The following is a 21110-nucleotide window of genomic DNA, read 5'->3' as shown; positions in this document are numbered from 1 at the left end:
TCCTTTGACATTTCTTCCTACCTGCAAACTGACTGGTTCCCAGTTCAACTCCGGTAAAAGATGGATCCCTTTTAAATAGTTATCCAGCTTAGCTAATCTTATTGATTTTCGCAGTAAATTCTATACTACGTGTTTCACCTCTCTTTTTAAATTTATATTAAAAATAAAAACACCTATGTCTCCACAGGTGCCTGAATATAATGTATCCGTATATGTAAATCTATAATGCTAAATGTTAATGAATCCATATACTATTGACCAATATTTGCTGGCAACCTGGCAGTCATAGAACCCTTGCCCCTTAGACCCATGGCTTTGCGTCCCTACCTTTCAGTAGGTTTGCCTTTATCAGTAGCTATAAAGTTTTGCGTTATCCTACTTTAAAATTGAATATCAACAGATCTAGTCTGTCCACTGGCTACTAGTTCTGTAGCATTATTTAAATTGGGATTTTTGTACTATTCTATAAAAATTCATAAACTCCTTCCTGATTTGTAAAATACTGCTGAAATCTGTAAATTTTTCTTATTGAAATACTTACTATAATTATCACTAATACCTGATATGCAGTAAATATAAACTAAAAAGCACTAAAAATTATTAGGACTTCAGGAGGATTTTGCATTTTTCGATAGAATATTACAAAACAACTCAAAATTCTTCTTATGGCAAATTTTTAATCAGTTTGACAAAAGAATCCTAGAATCCTCTAGGATTTCTTTCTTCTATAAGAAACAAATATCACCAATTTACTTGAGTATATGTAAAACGGACCGGTGTATCCCCCGTACTCATGGCTGTGTCGATCATCCACAGTAGTCCTTCCTTGATAATAATGTACATGACTACCAGCTGATGGAATTGCTCCACCAGTATATCCATAATAGTTATGGGTATGCTGATCATCTACGGTAGTAGTGCCTCTATACTCATGAATGTGGCTAAATTGGCAACCTTCTATTGGATTATACATAGTATTCCACCTCCTTGCATTGCTTCTTTCTCGTCCTGATTTATTATATTCCCATCTGCAGCTAGTGTGTATAAAACTTATAGAATCCCAAAAAGTTAATATAGAAGTAATTCATAAAGAGTACGTGCTTATCTACTGGAAAAAGGATTTATTCTCTACTATGAAGAGAATAACAGGGATTGCATAGGATATACTTCATTGCTTATCAAATAAAGTGCAGATAAAAAGCCGGGATTTCCCGGCTCTTAGAAATGTTTTTTCCTTATACTATACTCCTCTACATTGCGCAGTGCTTCGCCAAATCTTTGGAAATGCACAACTTCACGCTCTCTCAAGAAACGAAGTCCATCCTTGAGCAGCGGGTCATCGGTTAGGCTCAATAAGTGCTCATATACCGCTCTTGCTTTCTGCTCTGCGGCCAAATCCTCATGTAAATCTGCGATTACATCCCCTATGGATTGAATATAGGCTGCTGTCCATGGATTCCCTACAGAATCAGCAGGATAGATGGCTTTGTCCCGGATCGCATAGTATCCGCCGAGACCAGCCTCTTTGATTTCTTCTACTGTTGTATTTTTCATCAGCATATAGATCATTGTCTGGATCATTTCTACATGAGCCATCTCTTCTGTGCCGATATCAGTTAGTAAGGCCTTCGCCATATTTGTGGGCATTGTAAATCTTTGATTCAAATATCTAATAGCAGCGGATAATTCCCCGTCGGGCCCGCCTAGCTGTGTCATGATATATTTTGCCATTCTTGGATCAGGACAGGATACCTTCACAGGATATTCAAGCTTTTTTTCATAGATCCACATACATATTCCCCCCTTTAGTACTCAATTTCCCATGGCCACGGATCTTCCAGCCAAGCCCACGGATACTGACTCTGAGAAAAACCAAAATTGGTCATCGGACCATATACGCTCTCAAATTGTCTTTTCATCATCATCAATTGTTGGCTATAGCTGTTAAACTCCATTAACGCTCTTTGGTCTGTGGGATGAGTATCCAAGTACAAATTCAAGTCAATACAGGCAAACTCTACTTCCTGTATTCTTCTGAGCATTTCTACTCTTTCTTTTTCCATAAATTTTCCCCCTTATATTACAGCTAACTTCCGACTACAGGATCATAATAAAAAGGCGGCCATGGTTTTACCAGCTCTGGGAACAGCGTTCCTACCTCCAAGGCTACCGGCAGCGGATATTTGACGAAATAGCATTGATAAGGCACATAGGCTCTAGCAAGAATGACTCTAAGCTTTTCTATTTCTTCATTTAGAGCCGCATCTTCAAACATAGGATCATAGCGTTTCAATTGTGCTTCCCCCTTTAATATTATTTTCTTGCACTACCATAGTATTCAGTTTTTGGAAATTGGAAACTCTATTCCTTAAATTAAAGCTTTTAAGCAAGAAAAAACAGCCTTTTGTATAAAGGCTGTTACTTGTAGTCAAAGTCATCATATAAAGGCAGATTCATGGTTTCATAAGTCCTCTTTGATTCTTCTGCATATTCATCCAGTTTTCTCAGATTTATCAACCAGAGGTAAATCACAAAGGGTATAAACAAGACCATCAGTATTGGAATCTGTGCCATCAATATAAAGTTAAAGATTCCGTGAAGCAGAATAGGCATGATTAAGGATCTACGCAAATAGACTGACCGAAACTCTTCATTCCGAACAAATCGGGATAACGACAAATAATAACCCATTGTCACACCAAACAGCATATGAGCCGGTACTGACAATATGCCTCTGAACAAGCCTACTTGTGGGTTAGCAGAAAATCTAAAAACTACATACATGATATTCTCGATAGTGGCAAAGCCCAGTGCAGAAAAAACGGCGTATACAATCCCATCTAATTTCTCGTTAAATGCACGGTGATAATAAGCATTATGCAGTACCACAGCTCTTTTAAAATATTCTTCAGTAAAGCCTGCTACGATAAATGCAGTGTAAGCTGCTCCCAATACACCTCCAAAAATATTAAAAGAGATTAGGAATCTCTCTACAATAGCTGTAGGAATTACCGATAGGCACCCAAATACAAATACCTTTAGTAAAAGATGAATAGGCTCCCGGTCATAACGATCTGTCAAATATATGGCCAAAGCTAGAGCAATTCCTGGGGCAATGGCAATCATAAACAATCTTGTCATTTACTCTACATCCTTTCATTGAAAGCAGTATATCTAGTATTTGTAAATTGTGTATAATTTACAAACGGTATTTTTTTCAATTGCTCTTTTACTCCTTATGAAACCATTCGCTTTGAAGTATGGCCATTTTTATTGTATCTGTATATTTACCATGGATAAAAAAATCCTCCCGCAGGACACCTTCTACCTTGAAGCCACACTGTTCATAACATCGGATGCCTCTCTCATTATAAGCCCGCACAGTTAGTTCAATCTTATTCAGTCCTAAACGGTTAAAGGCGTATTCTAACAATAATCCAATGGCTTCTTTTCCATAGCCTTTGCTATGATTTTCTTCTTTTGCAATGATGATTCCCATTACAGCCTTTCGGTTTTTCCAATCTATTTGGAACAAATCGATTTGTCCGATATACGCCTCCGTATCTTTATCTGCAATCACAAAACCACATATTTCTTTATTGCCAGGCGTGAGCATCATATCTAAAAATCCCTCTACGTTTTTATCCGTATGGGGAAATAAAAATATATCTGAAAGCATATCGGTTATGTTGGCATTATTTACCCACTGCCTTATGTGTACAAAATCATCCCTTCGATATTCCCTTAAAACAATCCTTTTACCATAAACCTTCGGCATATGATTTACCCCCTTATTCTTTTTACATTACCCCTTCTTTAGGCCGCTACCCGTGAGTGGCAGTACACAAATATCCTCCCTACTAAAGACCCGTTGTTCCATCAATTGCCGGTAGCCTGCTATTACAGTGGCTGAGGTAGGCTCTGTATAGATTCCCATTTGATATAATGTTTGAAGCCCCTCTTTTACTGCCTCATCGGATACCACGATGAAATCCCCTGCAGTCTCTTGAACGGCTTTTAAAATTTGCTCTCTACGAATAGGTGTGCCTACGCTGATTCCCTCGGCGATGGTGGGCAAAATAACACCTGCCTCCATATTATGGTGTGCATGGTATAGGGGTGCACAGTTGGCAGATTGTACTGCATAGATTTTAGGCATTTTTCTACTCTGTCCTAAATCGACCAATTGCTTAAAGCCATAGTATACACCTAGCAGCATAGTACCATTGCCACAGGGCACAATGACCGCATCAGGAGCTTTTTGGCCCAACTGTTCCCAAATCTCAAAGGCTAATGTTTTTGTTCCCTCAAAAAACAGAGGATTATAGCTGTGACTTGCATAATAGGTATGCTCAGCGGCGGACAAAACAGCTTCTGCCGTTTTATCCCTACTGCCTTCGATCTTTACGATCTCTGCTCCGTAGGCAGCTATTTGCTTAATCTTGTTCTCAGAAGTTGCAGCAGGCAAATAGATGCTGCATTTGATTTGGGCTGCTGCACAGTATCCTGCTATAGAAGCTCCCGCATTCCCTGAAGAATCTTCTACTACGTCTTTAATACCCATTTCCTTCATTTTGCTTACCAGCACAGCTGCACCCCGATCCTTAAAGGAGCCGGTAGGAAACATAAAATCGAGCTTAATATATATAGATTTACCGGCTAATTCTCTTTGTATCAACGGTGTCATACCCTCCTGGAAATCAACGATGTTTTCCATATGTTCGATGGGCAGCATGGCTTTATATCTCCAAAGGGATGGATTATCTGTGTCAATTTGAAAAGTCAAGTTATCATAGACTACGTCAAAAAGTCCTCCGCATTCACATTTCCAATGATCTGCAGATATTTCGCAGATGTTTTCACAGCTTATGCATTTATATTTTGCCACAAGATCACATCCTTCTTGGATTTAAAGGTTACATTCATTATTTCCACCTTCCTGTGAAAAATCCTGCTCTATAGACTAATTCTGATTATAAAAGCAAATACTAAAATATATTGCTAAAGGAGGCTCAAATCTATGAAGACACCTAATAACCACGACACCGACGTAAATGGCTATCTCAGTGAGTTAATCCGTAGTGATAAAAAGCATGCTGCTACAAAGGGCTTAAATCTGGTAAATAACAGAGCTAGATTTTGCAGCGAGTGTGTAAATGATGCTGCGGAAAAGTTAGACATTACCGTATAAATCAGTAAAGGAAAGCCCCTTAGGTGCTTCTCATTTTGAAACACCCATGGGGCTCTTAAATGCTTAATATTTTTCATTAATGTAGCTGTCAATAATAGATTTCTTCTTTCCCTCCAAAAACACGCCTTCATTCTTCAAGCGCTCTAAAAGCCAAGTACTCTTAGAATGAAAAATTACATTCTCATAATCCTTCAAAACAATTTCAAACAGCTTATCCTTTAAACCCGGAGATTTCACTTTTACAAAATAAGCCTCTATATTTCTAAAATCCAGAAACTCCAATAGCTTCATAGTTGACCGGTCCTTCTGATAATAGTAGTAATTGGAGTCCTCCAGAAATTTTTCCGCAAGTCTTGGGTGTTTTTGCTGAAGCTTAACATCCTTAGCCTTCATATAACAGTATTTTGCCAGCATATTAAAGTACTGGTAGTTATATAAGCCCTTTTCGAAAGAATCAATCCTTCTTTCAAAGGGTTTTAGGTTTAATTGTTGAATAAAGTTATAGTGCTCCTCTAGAAATTCTCGTTTGGATATATCACCTTTTTTAAACTGGCGGATCAAGGATTCCCTGTGTTTGAAGAATTTATCGAAAACATTTTCCTGCACTCTGTAGACCATTTTTAGCACCTAATTTCGCTTTTAATAAATATCTCATAAAATCCCCTATAAAATAAAATCTTGCTACTATTATACTATTCATATTATGTATACTGCAAATAATATTCTATGATTTCCCAGGGCTGGTTAAAAGTGTTCTCCATTTTCATAGTATCTATGCTTCTCCAATGGCTGAAAAAATAGATCTACTTGTTCATAGCCTGCCCGATGCAAATATTCTGTTATCACCCTTGCTGTTTTATCCTGGACGGACTGGCCCCGATCAAACCAAAGGACTTCTACAAATGGGTACCCTTCTGTAATCTCTCCATCCTGAATAAATGTAGAGGGAATATGTTCTATGGTAAAATAGTCTCTGGGGCACCCTATGATTTCCGTCAGATCATCAATCATTTCTTTACTGATGTTACATACTTTTTCAACGGCTACACCTCTAAACTTGATTTGCGGCATTTTTTCACCTTCCTTAATCTATTTATAGTTTGTCCTATTTTTAAAATACTACAGAGGAGGATTTAGATATGCAGGATTTTACAGGCAAAATTGTTATCGTTACCGGCAGCAACCTGGTAATTGACGGGGGTATGACTGTAAAGATGATTTACGAGCCATAGTCCATTACAGGCAGTCATCGATTAGATATTGGTGGAGTATGTTGCTGCATCGGATTCTTTCCTGACTATCATATTCCACCAGAAGTCTTACCTCCGGGATCTGCAGCAAAATCTCCCATCCTTTATATATACCCTTAATAAAGTCCTTCCTTAAGTCCTGAAGACGATCTAGAAGCGGGCAGTGGTGAATTTGCTCTTTTTCAATTACAAGGGTTAATTTTCCCTTCTCTAAATGAGGTTCAAAAGGATATGATCTGCATTGTATCGGCCGCAGTTCCCGAAAACATCCCTGTTCTTTATCACAATGGAAATAATACAGAAACTTTACCCTAGGAGGAATATAATATATCTTACTGCTGTGTCTTTCTACCTTCAGCCGATGCTCCAGCGCTGTTCCTTGATATACACTTTCAAACTCCTGAGGCATGAGGTAGATCCCTATTCTCTCACCTGTTTCTGTTTTATTCCTGCAGCAATGGCTGTTGCATAAGAGCCCACAATCTTCCTCCAATACCTTCTCCCCCATATATTTATAAGCTTCTAAATAAATTTTATCATAACTCATGCTTTTTCCTCCCAGTAAAGATACCTATATAGATTATACACAAAAACTCCTGTTTGCACAGGAGTCAATAGGTTTGAATTCCATACTCTTCAAATATTTTTCGGATACGCTTCATTTGATCCTCAGTAGGTGGATCTACATGCTCCAATTCATAGGCAAGGCCCATTTCCTGCCACTTGCTAATCCCCATTTTATGGTAAGGAAGCAGTTCTACCCGCTGTATATTATCCAGTGTCTTTAAAAATCTACACAGTTTTTCGATATCTAACGGATCATCGGAATATCCCGGAACCACTACATATCTGATCCATACGGGAATATTTCTATCCCTAAGATGTCTGGCGAAAGCCAAGGTTTTATGATTCTCAACTCCGGTTAAGGCCTTATGCTTTTCATTATCAATATGCTTAATATCCAATAATACCAAATCGGTGTAGGGTAAAAATGCTTCCCCCTTATCAAGATCACAATACCCAGAGGTATCTAAACAAGTATGGATCTCCTCCGCCTTGCATAGCTTGAACAGCTCTCCCAATACCTGCCATTGCAAAGTAGGCTCCCCGCCTGATACCGTAATGCCGCCCTTGGAAAATTTAAAATAGGGTTTATATTTGATCACATCGGCTATGATCTCCTCAACGGTCATAAGTTCCCCCACATTCTTCTTCCAGGTATCACAGTTATGGCAGTATTTGCAGCGCAGGGGACACCCGGCCAGAAATAGAATATATCTGATTCCCGGCCCGTCCACTGTACCGCAGGTTTCTATTGAATGAACCCTCGCTTGGCTTGGCATAATTATCACTCCATGGGAATTACATTTTTTCGTGGAAAGTACGATTAATTACATCCATCTGCTGTTCTCTCGTCAGCTTGATGAAGTTTACGGCATAACCTGAAACTCGAACAGTTAGCTGAGGATATTTCTCCGGATGCTCCATTGCATCCAACAATGTTTCTTTATCAAATACATTTACATTAATATGATGTCCATCCTGACTAAAATATCCGTCCAATAACGCTGCCATGTTATCTACCTGTCTATCTGTATCCTTGCCTAATGCCTTTGGAACAATGGAGAAGGTATAGGAGATACCGTCCTGGCTGTGCTCATAAGGCAATTTAGCTACAGAATTCATTGATGCGACCGCACCCTTTTTGTCACGCTTATGCATTGGATTTGCTCCCGGAGCAAAAGGCTCTCCAGCCTTTCTGCCATCTGGCGTATTGCCTGTCTTTTTGCCGTATACAACATTGGAGGTAATGGTTAATACACTCATGGTTGGTATAGAATTTCTATAGGTCGGGCATTTTCTCAATTTATCCATAAATCGTTTTACAATATCCTTGGCGATTTCATCAGCTCTAGGGTCATCATTACCGTAGGCAGGGTATTCGCCCTCTACAATATAGTCAACGGCTAAACCTGCTTCGTTACGTACTACTTTAACTTTCGCATGCTTAATAGCAGATAATGCATCAGTTACTACTGAAAGTCCTGCAATTCCGCAAGCCATCGTTCTTAGTACATCTCTATCGTGAAGAGCCATTTCAATTCTTTCGTAAGCATATTTGTCATGCATATAGTGGATTACATTTAAAGTATTCACATACAGTTTTGACAGCCAATCCATTAAAACCTCAAATTTCTCCATTACTTCTTCATAATTCAAATATTCGGAGGTAATTGGTTCGAATTTTGGGCCCACCTGCTCTCCCAGCTTCTCATCTACTCCGCCGTTGATCGCGTAAAGCAGCGCCTTTGCCAGATTTGCTCTCGCTCCGAAAAACTGCATTTGCTTTCCTATACGCATTGCAGATACACAGCAGGCAATCCCATAATCATCTCCCCAATATTCTCTCATCAGATCGTCATTCTCATACTGAATGGATGATGTCTTAATAGATACTTTACTACAGAACTTTTTGAAAGCTTCCGGCAGATTTACGGACCATAGTACGGTCAGATTTGGTTCTGGAGCCGGACCTAAATTGTATAATGTATGCAGCATACGATAAGAATTTTTTGTTACCAAAGTTCTTCCATCAATTCCCATGCCTGCGATACACTCTGTCACCCATGTGGGATCTCCGCTGAATAGCTCATTATAGTCCGGTGTTCTTAAAAATCGAACCATCCTAAGCTTCATAACAAAATGATCCATCATCTCCTGGATCTCAGATTCTGTATAAACGCCGCTATTTAGGTCCCGTTCCATATAGATATCCAGGAAGCTTGATATTCTGCCGATACTCATAGCTGCACCGTTTTGCTCCTTAACAGCAGCAAGATATCCAAAATAAAGCCACTGAATCGCTTCTTTCGTATCCTTTGCAGGCCGGGAAATATCAAAGCCGTAGTCTTTCGCCATTTGTGCCAGTTCTTTTAAAGCTTTAATTTGTTCTGCAATTTCCTCTCTCAGACGAATAACATCTTCCGTCATAGCATCCATTTCTAAAGATGCTAACTGTGCTTTTTTATCTGCAATCAAACGGTCAACTCCATATAGTGCTACTCTTCTATAATCTCCGATTATTCTTCCTCGGCCATAGGCATCTGGCAATCCTGTAATTACACCGGTCTTTCTAGCCATTTTCATTTCCGGTGTATATACATCGAATACCCCTTGATTATGAGTTTTTCGATATTTTGTAAAGATTTCTTCGATTTGAGGATCTACTGGATACCCATAGGCTTCACAAGCATCCTTTACCATTTTATAACCCCCATAGGGCATAAGAGCTCTTTTTAATGGTGCATCGGTTTGCAATCCAACAATTGTTTCCAATTCTTTGTCTATATATCCAGGCCCATGGGAAACAATAGATGCAATCGTTGTTGCATCCACATCCAAGGTACCGTTTTTCTTTCTCTCTGCTTCAAACAATTTAAGTACCTGTTCCCATAGCTTTAAGGTTTTTTCAGTAGGCACTGTTAAAAAGCTTTCATCCCCTTCATAGGGTGTATAATTACTCTGGATAAAGTCCCTAACATTGATCTCTTCTTGCCACTTTCCAGCTTTAAAACCATTCCACACCATGATCATCCACTCCTTATATAATCATTTCTATTCATTAATAAGTTTTATTAAATTTAGTATATAAAAAAAACTTCATCTTTATTGTGATCAAAGTCACGCTAATTGAAATTTTTTCTCAATGTATACAGTATACTTTATGGGATAATCTTACATGATTCTTCCATAAAAATCAATAGGTTAACTTATTTTCATAATTTTTTCATATTAATCTGTTATTATCATGATTGCGCAATAAAAAATACCGGTTTATGCTTCCGGTATTTTATTTTTATCATCTTTTTTTTTGCATACCCCCAAAATCTTAGTTAATGCGTTCATCAACCTTTATGTCGGATATGCATTCTTGCCTTATCTGCAACTTTTATCTTTTTAAACTGGTTTTTAGCCTTCTCAATCTCTTCTTCCAGCTTACTTCTACAAGACGGACAATACTTATGGTGAGCGGACAAAAGAAGACACCCGCAACCCTTACATTCGATATGAATGTAATCATTAGGGATTTCTACTAACCGTCCCTCCCGCACAAAATTATTAATAACATGATAGGGAATCCCCAACTCTTGTTCCATTTCAAAAGAGGTTGCTCCAGGATACTCCGCTAAATATTCTTTGATCTTATTAAAAACCTCATCAATCCTTTTAAAGCACTTCGGACAATAATCATATAATGCATTTTCTGCAATGATATCCTTGCATTTTTTGCAGGTTCTGATCTTCGTACCTATATGGGCCTGATTACGCTGTTTCATCATTCACCTCTGCATCCTCTGACTTCTTTGTAGTCTGATCCTCAATACATATATCGTCAAATCTACGACCTTTATAAATATGCATTTTTTGCCTTTATTCTACTATCCTTAAGGGCTTAAAATCCAAGAAATCACAAGAAGTCAAATAGTACTGAACCCCTTTGTGGATTCCTTGCAGGGCACCCCGGAATCCATCACTTCCGTGGAGATGCCCATATACTACCTTTTCAACACCGTAGGCTTCATAAATTTCTGTGAACCCCGAGGGCTCCATTTTATCATTGGTTGGCGGATAATGGGTCATTACAATAATTTTGTTTTTTCCCGTACCTTTAGTACTTTCCAGGGATAGCTTTAATCGCTGCAATTCACGGTTATATACCTTTTCATCTTGCGCATCAAACTTATATGGATTGGCACACAACCAGCCCCTTGTACCGCAAATAGAATAGTCTCCGAATTGAAATGAATTGTTTTGCAAAAAGAACATGTTTTGAAAGAGATGATTCAATTTCGTAACAGATCCCCACCAATAATCATGATTGCCTCTCAACAGTACCTTTTTACCCGGTAGTTGGTGTATCCACTGCAGGTCAATCATAGCTTCCTCCAGCCGCATAGCCCAGGATATATCCCCCGGGACTAGCACTAAATCTTCATCCCTAACCTGTGCTTTCCAATGATATTCAATTTTTTCATGGTGGTTTTCCCAATGAAGACCAAATACACCCATAGGTTTTTCCACGCTGCCGCTCAAGTGTAAATCCCCGATTACATATATTTTCATAGCATCACCTGCTTGCAGTTTTCAAATTTCTTAATTCTTATATGTATTTTTTCCGATTTAAGATACAATAGTATAGACAGATCAAAATTGTTTAGGAGTGGTAGTTTTGACAAAATTAATTTGGAAGCCGGGAACAATGATTTACCCTATCCCTGCTGTTTTAGTGACCTGTGGTGACAGCATAGAAAACTATAATATTATTACGATTGCCTGGACAGGTACTGTATGCACAGACCCGGCAATGACTTATATCTCCCTCAGACCGGAAAGACATTCCTATGGAATCATTGAAAGGACAGGAGAATTCGTCATCAACCTGACTACTGAGGCATTGGTAAAGGCTACAGATTACTGCGGTATCAAGTCCGGCAGAAATGTTAATAAATTTTTAGAGATGAAGCTGACGCCGGAGCCTGCCAGCAAGATAAAAGCTCCTCTTATAGGAGAAAGTCCGGTAAATATCGAGTGTCAGGTTGAACAGATAATGAAGCTGGGTTCCCACCACATGTTCTTAGCAAAGGTTTTGGCAGTAAATGTAGATGATGCTTATATGGATAACAAAAACAAATTTCATCTGGACGCATCTAATCCCATCTGTTATTCCCATGGACAGTATTATGGACTTAAAAAATCCCTAGGGGGCTTTGGTTTTTCCGTTGCAAAAAAGAAAAAGGGTTCTAGAAAATAAGGAGGTGGAAAATTTCCATCTCCTTAATACTAGTCTTGACTTCCCGGAGGAAATGCCTTCGGAATTTTTAATTTTGTTATTTCACCACGATCTACAATGTTAATAATCAACTCTTGTATCACCTCTGGGTGATCGGTAGAAAAATCAGAAAAAAAGATTTCTTTTTCTTCTCCGACCTTTAAAAGCTTTATGGTATCCATTTTTGTAACAGTAGTTTTAGGCTGTGCTTTAGGATAGTTTGCATAGCTGGTTTCTAGCCTTGCTATGGTTTTAATATCCGAGAGATCCTCTTCAGTATTATTTTTTACGGTTACGGCTACGCTAAACTTACCGTAGATTTTCCCCTCATTTTCGCCTTCTTTATACATTTCATCAGAAATCAATCGAATCTCCCTGATTGATAGGTCATACTTGGTTTCCAAAGCTATAAGCTCTTGGTGGAGACGGTTAATATTCTCATCCTTTTCAGCAAGTTCTTCCTCCAGCTTATTCTTTTCCTGCAGCACCTGCTCTTTTTCCTGCTGCAGCTGTATAACCTGATCATTTAATTGGTCAATCTTAGCGCTATTACATCCTGACAGCATTGCAACCATAATCCCACAGATAAAAAGTGAAGCTATTTTTTTCATTTGTTTTCCCCCTACGCAGTTCAGATTCAATTAGTCGAAGGCCTGATATCTTGCTACTACATACTTAATGGTATGAAGCAGCTCCTTTAAGTCACCTACATTTCCCTTTTCCCACAGGGCCTCAAATTTCTCCTGAAATTCTCTTGCCTCACCCTTTCTGCCAATCAAGTTCAGCAGCTGGATATTGTTTACAATGCTGGAAACCGTATTAGACTTGACTTCAAAGAGCTTTTGTGCATTGATAACCTCATCTCGTATTTCCCACATTTCTTCATCTAACCGATGGGCAGCCTCTGCCGCTTTTTTTAAACGTTCTCTGATTTTCTCGGGGATATTTTCTTTATATTTATAGTGCAGGGAGTGCTCAATCGTAGCCCAAAAATTCATGGCCAAGGTTCTAACTTGAATTTCTGCTAATATTTCCTTCTCTCCATAGGCTGTTTGAACAGGATATTGAATAATGACATGATAACTCCTATATCCGCTTTCTTTTTGATTATGTAAATAGTCTTTTTCATATACGATTTTCAAATCCTTACCATCTCTTTGCCGTATAAGATCAATCACTCTATAAATATCATCAACAAACTGGCACATAATCCGAATACCCGCAATGTCTTCGATCTTTTCCTCAATCTGATCGTCAGGTACATTGTATTTTTTTGCTTTTTCAATAATGCTGGATACCTTCTTCACCCGGCCAGTTACAAACTCTATAGGGGAATACTCATTAATTTCCCTTAATTCGTTCCGAATTCCTTTGAACTTAACTTTTAACTCTTCCACAGCTTGCTCATAGGGAATTAATATTTTGTTCCATTGTCGGATTTGCAATTTGATCCCCTCCTACTCCATATTCCAAATACTATTTTACCATTTTTTTTGATAATTGATAACAAGTTTTGGAGCAAAACCAATTTTGATAAGAAAAAAGTCTTCTTCTAAGCTTTAGAGGAAGACTTTTGATGAATGAATTGGGGAGCTCTATCATCCTATTGCTGGTTAATGCTAATCCTTAAACTGTAATCTACACAGTTTATCTTACTATACCCAGATAAACAATCAGTGCGCCAAATAAAATACCTGCAAATCCTAATATCAACAGATCTCTAAATAATCTTCCCTTATCTACATCATCACCTGCAGAAGCCATTGCCAATGCTCCTAGTGTAGATAACGGGGAATTGGTTACCACATGGGCCCCAAGAATAATAGCGGATACCAAGGTTGTTGGTGCAATATTAGCTCCCAGATTTTCAATTAACCCGGGTACAGCTGGTATCAGCGTAGGCATTACTACTCCTGAAGCCGATGAAACAGCAGACATAAGACCACCGATGATCGTCATGATAGGCGCTGCGGTTCTACCGGTCATAAAGGCAGAAAGGGCATCTGTCAAGGTAGTGATTCCCCCGGCAAGGCTTACTACATTTACTAGAACCCCTACACCACAAACCAGCAGCAATGTAGACCATGGAACATTGTAAATCGCATCCTTTTCCTCTGCTGCATGAAGCAACAGCAGCAATGTAGCACCAACAAATCCTGCAAAACCTAAATGGGCTTTAAAAACAATAACAGCGACAACCACCAGTAAGATTACGGCAATGGTCAGCATTTGCTTATTATTAAAGGCCTCTAAGGCAGTCCTCGTTGTTTCTGTTTTAGAGGCAAGCTTGTATCCTCCTAAGATGATGTACAGCACGAGAGCAATCAACAGCTGTGCGATCACCATATTGTAAAAGATGCTCATCCCTACATTTTCCAATCCAATGCCGGCAGAAAGGGTTCCTGCGATAATCCCTGTAGGGGCCAAAGGCGATAGACCTCCTGCATTTGAGCCTGCAATAACCATCCCTGCCATCAGCAGGTGACTAATATGTTCTTCTGAAGAAATACTCATTGCAATCGGAAGCAGCAATGCACAAACTGCAATATTTCCCGGCCCAATGGCTGCTATGATTGTAGCTAATATAAAGAATATGATGGGTATTAATTTCTTATTTCCACCGGATAATCTGGCACTTTTTCTCGCTAACAGTGCCAGTGTTCCATTTACCTTCGCTACACTGAATAATAATGTAACCCCTAGTAAGATGAAGAATAAGGAGTTAGGCCATCCGTTAACCAGTGTTTTAAACTTACCAGCGGGGTCTGAAAGAGGAACGGCCTGCTGTGTTTTCTCATTCAGCTCCGTTACAAAGAATCCTAAAATATAGGCACCTGTAATACTAACCAACCCTGTATTGATACCTCTTTTGAAACCAATAAATATCGCAATGATTAATGCGAGCAATGATACAATTGCTATCATTTTTATTCCTCTCTTTCCTTTTGTATTTCTTTTCACAGGTTCTGCCACTTCATATTTTCATGAATTTTTAAATACATAGCGATTTTTGCCTTTCGTGCCATTTTCTTATGGTGAATCCTTCATTTTTGGGATACTGGTATTATTTTAAACTTATTTCAATGAAAGTATGTACGTGAACTTCGCTTTACCTGGTCTTTATAGATTAATCATTAGCGTTTTTCATAAAAAAAATTCCTCATAGTTCTATGAAGAATTTTTTTATGCTTTTTATATTTATTGAGAATTTGGTATACATAGTTTTTGCCCGATGAGCAGAGCATAGGGATTGATTCTTGGATTTGATTCTGCCAGAGCCTCAACGGTTATATTATATCTTCTCGCAATGCGATAGAAGGTATCTCCCCTTTCTACCGTATATTCGGTAGTGTTCGGCGGGCATTGAACCGGCGGCGTTGCCAGCGGAATACATATGATTTGCCCGACAGCCAAACGGTCCGGATCTATTGCCGGATTTGCTTCTATTAAATCATCTAAGGAGACGTTAAAGAAAAGTGCAATTGCAGATAATGTGTCACCTTGCTTTATTGTATAATAATTTCCTTCAGGACAGGCTGGGTAAATCTGCTGTCTGGGTATGCAAATGCTTTGGCCAATCATTAACCGATTTGGATCTACAAAGGGATTTGCTGAAACAAGGGCTGGTATGCTGGTGTTATATCTTTGCGCAAGATTATAGTAGGTATCTCCTCCCCGTATCACGTAGGATATTGTTCCCGGGGGGCATTGTATGTTATTGGCATTATACATATTTTCACCTCGCAAATTTCGTTTACTATAAGTATATTCTAAAGTTCCGGTTATGTTCTTTGGTCCTCGCAATAAAACCTGAATGACCTAATCATTCAGGCTTATATGCCCCTTTCTCTAAGTTGTGTAAAAGTCTCTAAGGGTAATAATGATGATCGTCCTTACGATTTCCCCCATCTGTTTGTTGGGGATGCTGTATCCCTGCAGTTCGCTGATAATATTTAGATTAGAAACCTCCAGCAGCCTATAGATTTCTTCAGCTCTTCTTCGAATGTTTCTAGGTGGTTCACCAGCAGTGCTATTTTTTAATGTGAATAACACAATGGCTCTTACCATAGAATTGGCTATGCTGGCAGTTACGCCATAACGGTCTAACTCTGCAAATATAGTGGTTTGTTCCCTTATCAAATTCGTGATCCTAATGGATCTTTGTTCAATAGACTCTGGCGGTCTAACGGGTCCTGCCATTCTGGTCAACACAAATTCAATGAGCGCTGTCAGCAACCTTGGGATTTGCGGCATAGGGATGCCATAATTCCGCATCATCATGATAACCCATGAATGTTGATTTCTAAGCTCTCTGTATAAAGCAGATGCCTTTTGTGCTATATTTCCACTATATTTCGCTTCGTTGTTTATTGTAAAGGTTACTACAAAACGAATTAAAAAAGCTGCTGTGTTTCTATCTATGCCAAAGTTCTCTAATTGGCTTTGAAAGCTTACAAACTCTGTTTGAACCTGTTTTGTAAGGTTGTTGATTTGATATTCCGCCTTTACTTCATCAGACTGCTCTGCCAGGATCTTCATGTCCTCAGTTTGAGGAACAATAGCCTGCGGGTATATATAACCGGGCATGTATCCACCATAGTAAGTATAGGGATACATATTATAGCCATAGGAATAATCATTCATCGGAACACCTCCTTTTTCTATTCACTTCCATAATATGAAATGGAGTAGAAAAAGGTACATCTTCCGTGTCAATCTATACAGGTTTATTCATTAGATCTACCTTCGCTGCAAAAACAAAATCGCTTTCTGATAATCCGTCTATTTTGTGGGTATATACCACCAACCTGACTTTCCCCCAACTAAGATAAATATCAGGATGGTGCCCTTGAGCTTCAGCCAGCTCTCCGATCTGATTTGTAAAATCTAAAGCCTGCCGGAAATTTTTAAAGTTAAACTCGCGCTGAATGTGGTGTTCATCAACAACTTGCCAGCCAATATCCAGCTGCCTGTGAAATTCTTTTAGTTCCTCTCCCCTTAATGGCGGTGTGCCTATCGTGCAGGGAATGCATTGTTTCGATGCCAGCTCACTCATTCTAATCCCTCCTCATAAATGTTTATTTATCCCTTTAGTAAACCTATTTTTTCTATATCCATATGAAGACAGTTACTAAAGAATTCTATCTATAGAATTAAAAATACCCTCGGATTTTCATTCATAAACAGTTCCAAGGATAAAGAGCAAGCTGGCTTTGGTGAAGCAGCTTGCTCTTTATCCTTGGAATCATCTGGCCTCCAATATGTGTAGAAAGCCTGACTGGCTTCCTAAGTTTGCAAATAAATAATCGGGCTCATGTTTTCTTAGTTCCTCTATATCATGACTGCCTGTAGCTACAGCTATGGTTTTCACGCCGATTGCCTTTCCACATCCTATATCTAAAGGAGTATCCCCGATCACATAGATATTTTCCGTCTGAAAGGAAACCTTATAATAATCTTTGCTTCTATCAATAGCTTGTTCAATGATTTGCCATCGTTCCAGAGCAGCATCCCCAAAACCGCCTACTGGCAGATATGGATTCAAGCCTTGGGGTGCCAGCTTAATCCGTGCCCCTCGCTCAATGTTCCCTGTACCTAAGGCATGGTATACATGAGAAAATGCTTTTGATTGTTGAAAAAAGTCATTTATCCCTCCGATGGAAACAGCAGCATTGATACTACTCATTTCTTCTGCTAATATTTTACAGTAGGTATCAAAAAACAGATCTAAGTCAAAGCCCCTGATATGGTGGAGGGACAGGGCATCTCTCACAATCCATGCATCCAAGCGCCCTGACATTTCTATGTCTTGAAATCCGTCTTTTATACCAAACAGCTGAAAAAAGGCTCTATCCATTGCTCTTCTGCCACAGCCGTTGCTGTGGATCAAAGTCCCATCAATATCCCAAATGAGTAGCGTATTTTGCAATACAAAAACCTCCCGTTGCATCTATTTCCTTTAATAATTTATTATATCATTTTCGGGAATATTTCCTTGTATTATTTTCATAGACGAGAATAATAAATATAATCTATGATTAGCGTGTCATCTATAGGGGTAATCTATAGATGAGAAAACATTGAAGGAGGAGTATAAATGAAGTTAAGAATTGAATACTGCACCGGCTGAGGTTATCTGCCAAAAGCCATAGGTTTGGCTGAAAGTATTTTAAACACTTTTAAAAACAAGATTGAATCCTTGGAATTGATTCCTTCCTCTGGGGGAGTTTTTGAAGTAACATTAGGAGAAAATCTGTTGTTCTCTAAAAAGGAACTGGGAAGATTTCCTGATACCGGTGAAATAGAAAAAATGCTATAGGAAGGCGTTCTACCCGCCTTTTTATAGCATTTTTTACTTGCAGGATGCTACAAAAGCTTTAAAAATCGATAGGTATTCCGGATATTTGTCGATCATCATTTCCGGATGCCACTGAAGGCCTATTACAAATCGCTCCCCCACAAGCTCCATCCCTTCTATCAGACCATCCGGTGCCAGCATGGTCCCTTTGAAATCCTTGCCTAATTTCTTAACTGCCTGATGGTTGAATCCATTAACGCCCATCCGTTCTTTGCCGAATATTTCATAGAGCCTGCTGCCTGGCTGTATATCCACAGGGTGGGTTGGATGGTATTTAGGCGCGATATTTAATGTATGGTTAAAGCCCTCTGGCCGTTGGCTTTTTAAATCCTGATAAAGGGTTCCGCCTGAAGCTACCGTTAACAGTTGTATCCCCCTACAGATTCCTAATACAGGTAAATTCATTTCATATAGCACTTTTTTTGCTAATGCAACCTCCTGAGCATCCCGGACCGGGTTAGTCTTTCCCAATCCATACCGTGGCAATTCTCCATAATACTGTGGATCAATATCAGAACCACCGGAGAATAGTATCCCATCCAACCTCCCTAAGATGGGTTCTAGGGTTTGGGGATCTTCTACAATTGGTATAATGACAGGGATGCCCCCTGCCCTTTCGATGGCACGGATATAATCGCCAGCCAGCAGCTGCCAATCCTGTCCTGCAAAACCAAGCTCCGTCATTATACCAATATTTTCATTGGTCGAATGGTTGGTACAAATACCGATAATAGGTCTCATCTATTTTCCCCCTTTGTGTCATAAATGCTTAAGTACTTTGAATATTCTATTTATCTCAGCTTAATCCTTCTTTCCTTCATCATCCATGATAAAATGCTTTACAGCTTTTCCGTTTAGATAATCGAACTTTTTTCCCTGGTAGCTGTCTAAAGCTTCCATTCTTTCATCGAGCATATCCTTAATCTTCCACCAGCTGGTTCCCCAGTTGCAAAAAAGGGTGTTCTCTTCCGGTGCCCTGCCGATAATTCTCTGCAGTACAATTTCTGGATTTAGGTACTCAAGAAAGCTTATAACGCGATCTACATATTCCTCAAGACTTATCAGCGTCAACTCTCCCTTCTCATACTGCCTGCCCATTTCTGTTCCCTTAACAATATAGAGAGAGTGCAGCTTAACCTGATCAACACCTAAAGCAGACAACACTTTTGCGCTCTCAATCACATCCTCTGCATGGTCCCAAGGCAGATTTAGGATGAGATGTACACAACTGCAAAAACCGTATTTTTTTATTCTAAGCATTGCATCGATAAATTCAGCCAAACTATGCCCGCGGTTTATTTTTTTCAGTGTATGATAATTCACACTCTGAAGCCCCAATTCAATGGTTATATTTTTATTTGCCCGATAAGACAAATCCTTCAGATACTGAAGATAATCATCATGAATACAATCGGGACGGGTAGAAATAGCAATTTCTACCACATCCTTTAAAAGAGCTTCTTCCATATAGCGCTTAAAATCTCCAAGAGCCAGATAGGTATTCGTAAAATTTTGAAAGAAAGCAATAAATTTTTCCGCCTTATACTTTTTACGTATGTATTCTATATTTTGATTCAATTGTTCAACCACAGAAACCCTATTACACAGACTTTCAAAACCAGCTCCTTCTTCTCCGCAAAATATGCAGCCCTTTATACCGGATACTCCATCTCTATTCGGGCAGGTTACAGGAAGATTTAAAGGGATTTTATAAACTTTTTCCCCGTATTTCTCTTTTAAATATTCTGAATAGGTTCTATATCTAGCCTTCATCTCCATAATACTTCTCCCCTTGCTGCTGTTTTTCCTATTATTATCAGCTTTACATGTCTTCTTATCCCTATTGTGTAAATTTCCTCTAAATCTGATTGTAGAAAATACATGCCACTAAGGGACCTCTCTTTCATCCTTTAGATATCTCTCTTAGTGACTGTAATAAATAAGGTGTATAAAATAAGTGCATCCCAATAGGGATGCACAAAGACTATACCACTTTTTTCTTTATTTTTACGGGAACAATTTCAAAACCGATCTCATCTCGCAAACGTTTTCCCAACTTACTTACAATATTGTTTTCTTCGCTATTTTCCTGAGACTCCCCTAATACAATTGTATCAATATTATGCTTTTCTGTTAAGTCCTTTAAGGTCTCCAGCACATCCTGGGAACGTACAACCGTTAGATTGGCGCCGTAGGATTTAGATTTTTGAAACAGGTATTCTAAGGCATCGCCTTCTTTTGTTTTTCCGAGGAAATTCCAGCCTTCCTTTGCCACATGAATTACGAATAATTCGCCATCAAATTCATCCCTTAATTCGGCACCTCTTTTAATCAGCCTTTCACATGTTTTCTGTTGCGTTACACATACCATAATATTTTTTGGATTCTTCATTTTGAGGCCCCTTTCACCTTTACTCATCTTCTTAATACCCAGATTTTCGTGTTTTATTCTTCAATCTTCTGTGGTCTAGGGTCAATTCT

27 protein-coding genes and 1 riboswitch are annotated in these 21110 nt (G+C 38.9%); of the genes, 3 read left to right on the top strand and 24 right to left on the bottom strand.

Annotation, left to right across the window (positions count from 1 at the left end; all coding sequences use genetic code 11):
* Positions 1-267: 267 nt before the first annotated feature.
* Positions 268-354, bottom strand: a riboswitch (cyclic di-GMP riboswitch).
* Between the two features lie 355 nt (positions 355-709).
* From BUB56_RS09240 to thrC, 7 genes are all read right to left on the bottom strand, one after another.
* Entirely contained in the window at positions 710-973 is a 264-nt protein-coding gene (locus BUB56_RS09240) for a YmaF family protein (protein ID WP_110941028.1), read from the bottom strand.
* A 245-nt stretch (positions 974-1218) separates the two neighbouring features.
* Entirely contained in the window at positions 1219-1791 is a 573-nt protein-coding gene (locus tag BUB56_RS09235) for a manganese catalase family protein (protein ID WP_110941027.1), read from the bottom strand.
* A gap of 14 nt (positions 1792-1805) precedes the next feature.
* Positions 1806-2063, bottom strand: a complete 258-nt coding sequence (locus tag BUB56_RS09230; RefSeq protein WP_110941026.1) for a spore coat protein CotJB — start codon at positions 2061-2063, stop codon at positions 1806-1808.
* 23 nt (positions 2064-2086) lie between these two features.
* Positions 2087-2293 carry a spore coat associated protein CotJA gene (locus BUB56_RS09225; protein WP_242946271.1) on the bottom strand — a complete coding sequence of 69 codons (207 nt, stop codon included), beginning with the start codon at positions 2291-2293 and terminating at the stop codon, positions 2087-2089.
* 125 nt (positions 2294-2418) lie between these two features.
* Positions 2419-3141 carry a PrsW family intramembrane metalloprotease gene (locus BUB56_RS09220; protein ID WP_110941025.1) on the bottom strand — a complete coding sequence of 241 codons (723 nt, stop codon included), beginning with the start codon at positions 3139-3141 and terminating at the stop codon, positions 2419-2421.
* Positions 3142-3229: 88 nt separating this feature from the next.
* Positions 3230-3778 (bottom strand): GNAT family N-acetyltransferase, encoded by a 549-nt coding sequence (locus tag BUB56_RS09215; protein WP_110941024.1) that lies wholly within the window; start codon positions 3776-3778, stop codon positions 3230-3232.
* Between the two features lie 27 nt (positions 3779-3805).
* Positions 3806-4888 carry a threonine synthase gene (gene thrC / locus BUB56_RS09210; RefSeq protein ID WP_110941023.1) on the bottom strand — a complete coding sequence of 361 codons (1083 nt, stop codon included), beginning with the start codon at positions 4886-4888 and terminating at the stop codon, positions 3806-3808.
* Between the two features lie 132 nt (positions 4889-5020).
* Here thrC and BUB56_RS19390 point away from each other — a divergent pair, with 132 nt between their 5' ends.
* Positions 5021-5191, top strand: a complete 171-nt coding sequence (locus tag BUB56_RS19390) for a hypothetical protein (protein ID WP_190014362.1) — start codon at positions 5021-5023, stop codon at positions 5189-5191.
* Between the two features lie 63 nt (positions 5192-5254).
* Here the strand turns inward: BUB56_RS19390 and BUB56_RS09205 are convergent, their stop codons facing one another.
* The 7 genes from BUB56_RS09205 to BUB56_RS09175 all read right to left on the bottom strand — a co-directional run bounded on the left by BUB56_RS09205 (position 5255) and on the right by BUB56_RS09175 (position 11565).
* Positions 5255-5809, bottom strand: coding sequence for a DUF6648 family protein (locus BUB56_RS09205; RefSeq protein ID WP_110941022.1), 555 nt, complete (start codon positions 5807-5809; stop codon positions 5255-5257).
* A gap of 126 nt (positions 5810-5935) precedes the next feature.
* Entirely contained in the window at positions 5936-6262 is a 327-nt protein-coding gene (locus tag BUB56_RS09200) for a DUF1904 domain-containing protein (protein ID WP_110941021.1), read from the bottom strand.
* A gap of 165 nt (positions 6263-6427) precedes the next feature.
* The gene (locus BUB56_RS09195) at positions 6428-6988 is read right to left on the bottom strand and encodes a hypothetical protein (RefSeq protein ID WP_110941020.1); all 561 of its coding nucleotides are present in this window, start codon (positions 6986-6988) and stop codon (positions 6428-6430) included.
* A 64-nt stretch (positions 6989-7052) separates the two neighbouring features.
* Positions 7053-7784 carry a pyruvate formate-lyase-activating protein gene (gene pflA / locus BUB56_RS09190; RefSeq protein ID WP_110941019.1) on the bottom strand — a complete coding sequence of 244 codons (732 nt, stop codon included), beginning with the start codon at positions 7782-7784 and terminating at the stop codon, positions 7053-7055.
* Positions 7785-7803: 19 nt separating this feature from the next.
* Entirely contained in the window at positions 7804-10032 is a 2229-nt protein-coding gene (gene pflB / locus BUB56_RS09185; protein ID WP_110941037.1) for a formate C-acetyltransferase, read from the bottom strand.
* A 314-nt stretch (positions 10033-10346) separates the two neighbouring features.
* Positions 10347-10781: a hypothetical protein gene (locus tag BUB56_RS09180; protein WP_242946270.1), complete on the bottom strand. Its 435-nt coding sequence runs from the start codon at positions 10779-10781 to the stop codon at positions 10347-10349.
* Positions 10782-10872: 91 nt separating this feature from the next.
* Positions 10873-11565, bottom strand: coding sequence for a metallophosphoesterase (locus tag BUB56_RS09175; RefSeq protein ID WP_110941018.1), 693 nt, complete (start codon positions 11563-11565; stop codon positions 10873-10875).
* 106 nt (positions 11566-11671) lie between these two features.
* Here BUB56_RS09175 and BUB56_RS09170 point away from each other — a divergent pair, with 106 nt between their 5' ends.
* A complete protein-coding gene (locus tag BUB56_RS09170; RefSeq protein WP_110941017.1) occupies positions 11672-12253 on the top strand; it encodes a flavin reductase family protein in 582 nt (193 codons plus the stop codon).
* A 29-nt stretch (positions 12254-12282) separates the two neighbouring features.
* Here BUB56_RS09170 and BUB56_RS09165 read toward each other — a convergent pair whose 3' ends face one another.
* The 7 genes from BUB56_RS09165 to BUB56_RS09135 all read right to left on the bottom strand — a co-directional run bounded on the left by BUB56_RS09165 (position 12283) and on the right by BUB56_RS09135 (position 18200).
* Positions 12283-12882: a coiled-coil domain-containing protein gene (locus tag BUB56_RS09165; protein ID WP_110941016.1), complete on the bottom strand. Its 600-nt coding sequence runs from the start codon at positions 12880-12882 to the stop codon at positions 12283-12285.
* A gap of 30 nt (positions 12883-12912) precedes the next feature.
* Positions 12913-13716 carry a GTP diphosphokinase gene (locus BUB56_RS09160; protein WP_110941015.1) on the bottom strand — a complete coding sequence of 268 codons (804 nt, stop codon included), beginning with the start codon at positions 13714-13716 and terminating at the stop codon, positions 12913-12915.
* Positions 13717-13918: 202 nt separating this feature from the next.
* Positions 13919-15196 (bottom strand): SLC13 family permease, encoded by a 1278-nt coding sequence (locus tag BUB56_RS09155; RefSeq protein WP_190014357.1) that lies wholly within the window; start codon positions 15194-15196, stop codon positions 13919-13921.
* A 273-nt stretch (positions 15197-15469) separates the two neighbouring features.
* Complete coding sequence (locus BUB56_RS09150) at positions 15470-16003, bottom strand: LysM peptidoglycan-binding domain-containing protein (protein ID WP_110941013.1); 534 nt, start codon at positions 16001-16003, stop codon at positions 15470-15472.
* A gap of 117 nt (positions 16004-16120) precedes the next feature.
* Positions 16121-16915, bottom strand: a complete 795-nt coding sequence (locus BUB56_RS09145; protein ID WP_110941012.1) for a hypothetical protein — start codon at positions 16913-16915, stop codon at positions 16121-16123.
* Between the two features lie 73 nt (positions 16916-16988).
* A complete protein-coding gene (locus tag BUB56_RS09140) occupies positions 16989-17327 on the bottom strand; it encodes a 4a-hydroxytetrahydrobiopterin dehydratase (protein WP_110941011.1) in 339 nt (112 codons plus the stop codon).
* Positions 17328-17516: 189 nt separating this feature from the next.
* A complete protein-coding gene (locus BUB56_RS09135) occupies positions 17517-18200 on the bottom strand; it encodes an HAD family hydrolase (protein ID WP_190014355.1) in 684 nt (227 codons plus the stop codon).
* A 168-nt stretch (positions 18201-18368) separates the two neighbouring features.
* Here BUB56_RS09135 and BUB56_RS09130 point away from each other — a divergent pair, with 168 nt between their 5' ends.
* A complete protein-coding gene (locus BUB56_RS09130; protein WP_110941009.1) occupies positions 18369-18590 on the top strand; it encodes a SelT/SelW/SelH family (seleno)protein in 222 nt (73 codons plus the stop codon).
* A gap of 33 nt (positions 18591-18623) precedes the next feature.
* Here BUB56_RS09130 and BUB56_RS09125 read toward each other — a convergent pair whose 3' ends face one another.
* The 3 genes from BUB56_RS09125 to BUB56_RS09115 form a co-directional block, all read right to left on the bottom strand.
* On the bottom strand, positions 18624-19370 hold the full coding sequence (locus BUB56_RS09125; RefSeq protein ID WP_110941008.1) for a gamma-glutamyl-gamma-aminobutyrate hydrolase family protein: 747 nt from the start codon (positions 19368-19370) through the stop codon (positions 18624-18626).
* Between the two features lie 60 nt (positions 19371-19430).
* Complete coding sequence (locus BUB56_RS09120) at positions 19431-20408, bottom strand: tRNA modification radical SAM protein MnmL/YtqA (RefSeq protein ID WP_110941007.1); 978 nt, start codon at positions 20406-20408, stop codon at positions 19431-19433.
* A 205-nt stretch (positions 20409-20613) separates the two neighbouring features.
* Positions 20614-21021 (bottom strand): universal stress protein, encoded by a 408-nt coding sequence (locus BUB56_RS09115; RefSeq protein WP_110941006.1) that lies wholly within the window; start codon positions 21019-21021, stop codon positions 20614-20616.
* Between the last annotated feature and the right edge of the window lie 89 nt (positions 21022-21110).

Origin of the sequence: Geosporobacter subterraneus DSM 17957 (assembly GCF_900142145.1) — a bacterium.
Taxonomy (GTDB): Bacteria; Bacillota; Clostridia; order Peptostreptococcales; family Thermotaleaceae; genus Geosporobacter; species Geosporobacter subterraneus.
Note: the sequence above shows the minus strand (reverse complement) of the source record. Positions and strands in the feature narration are given on the sequence as shown.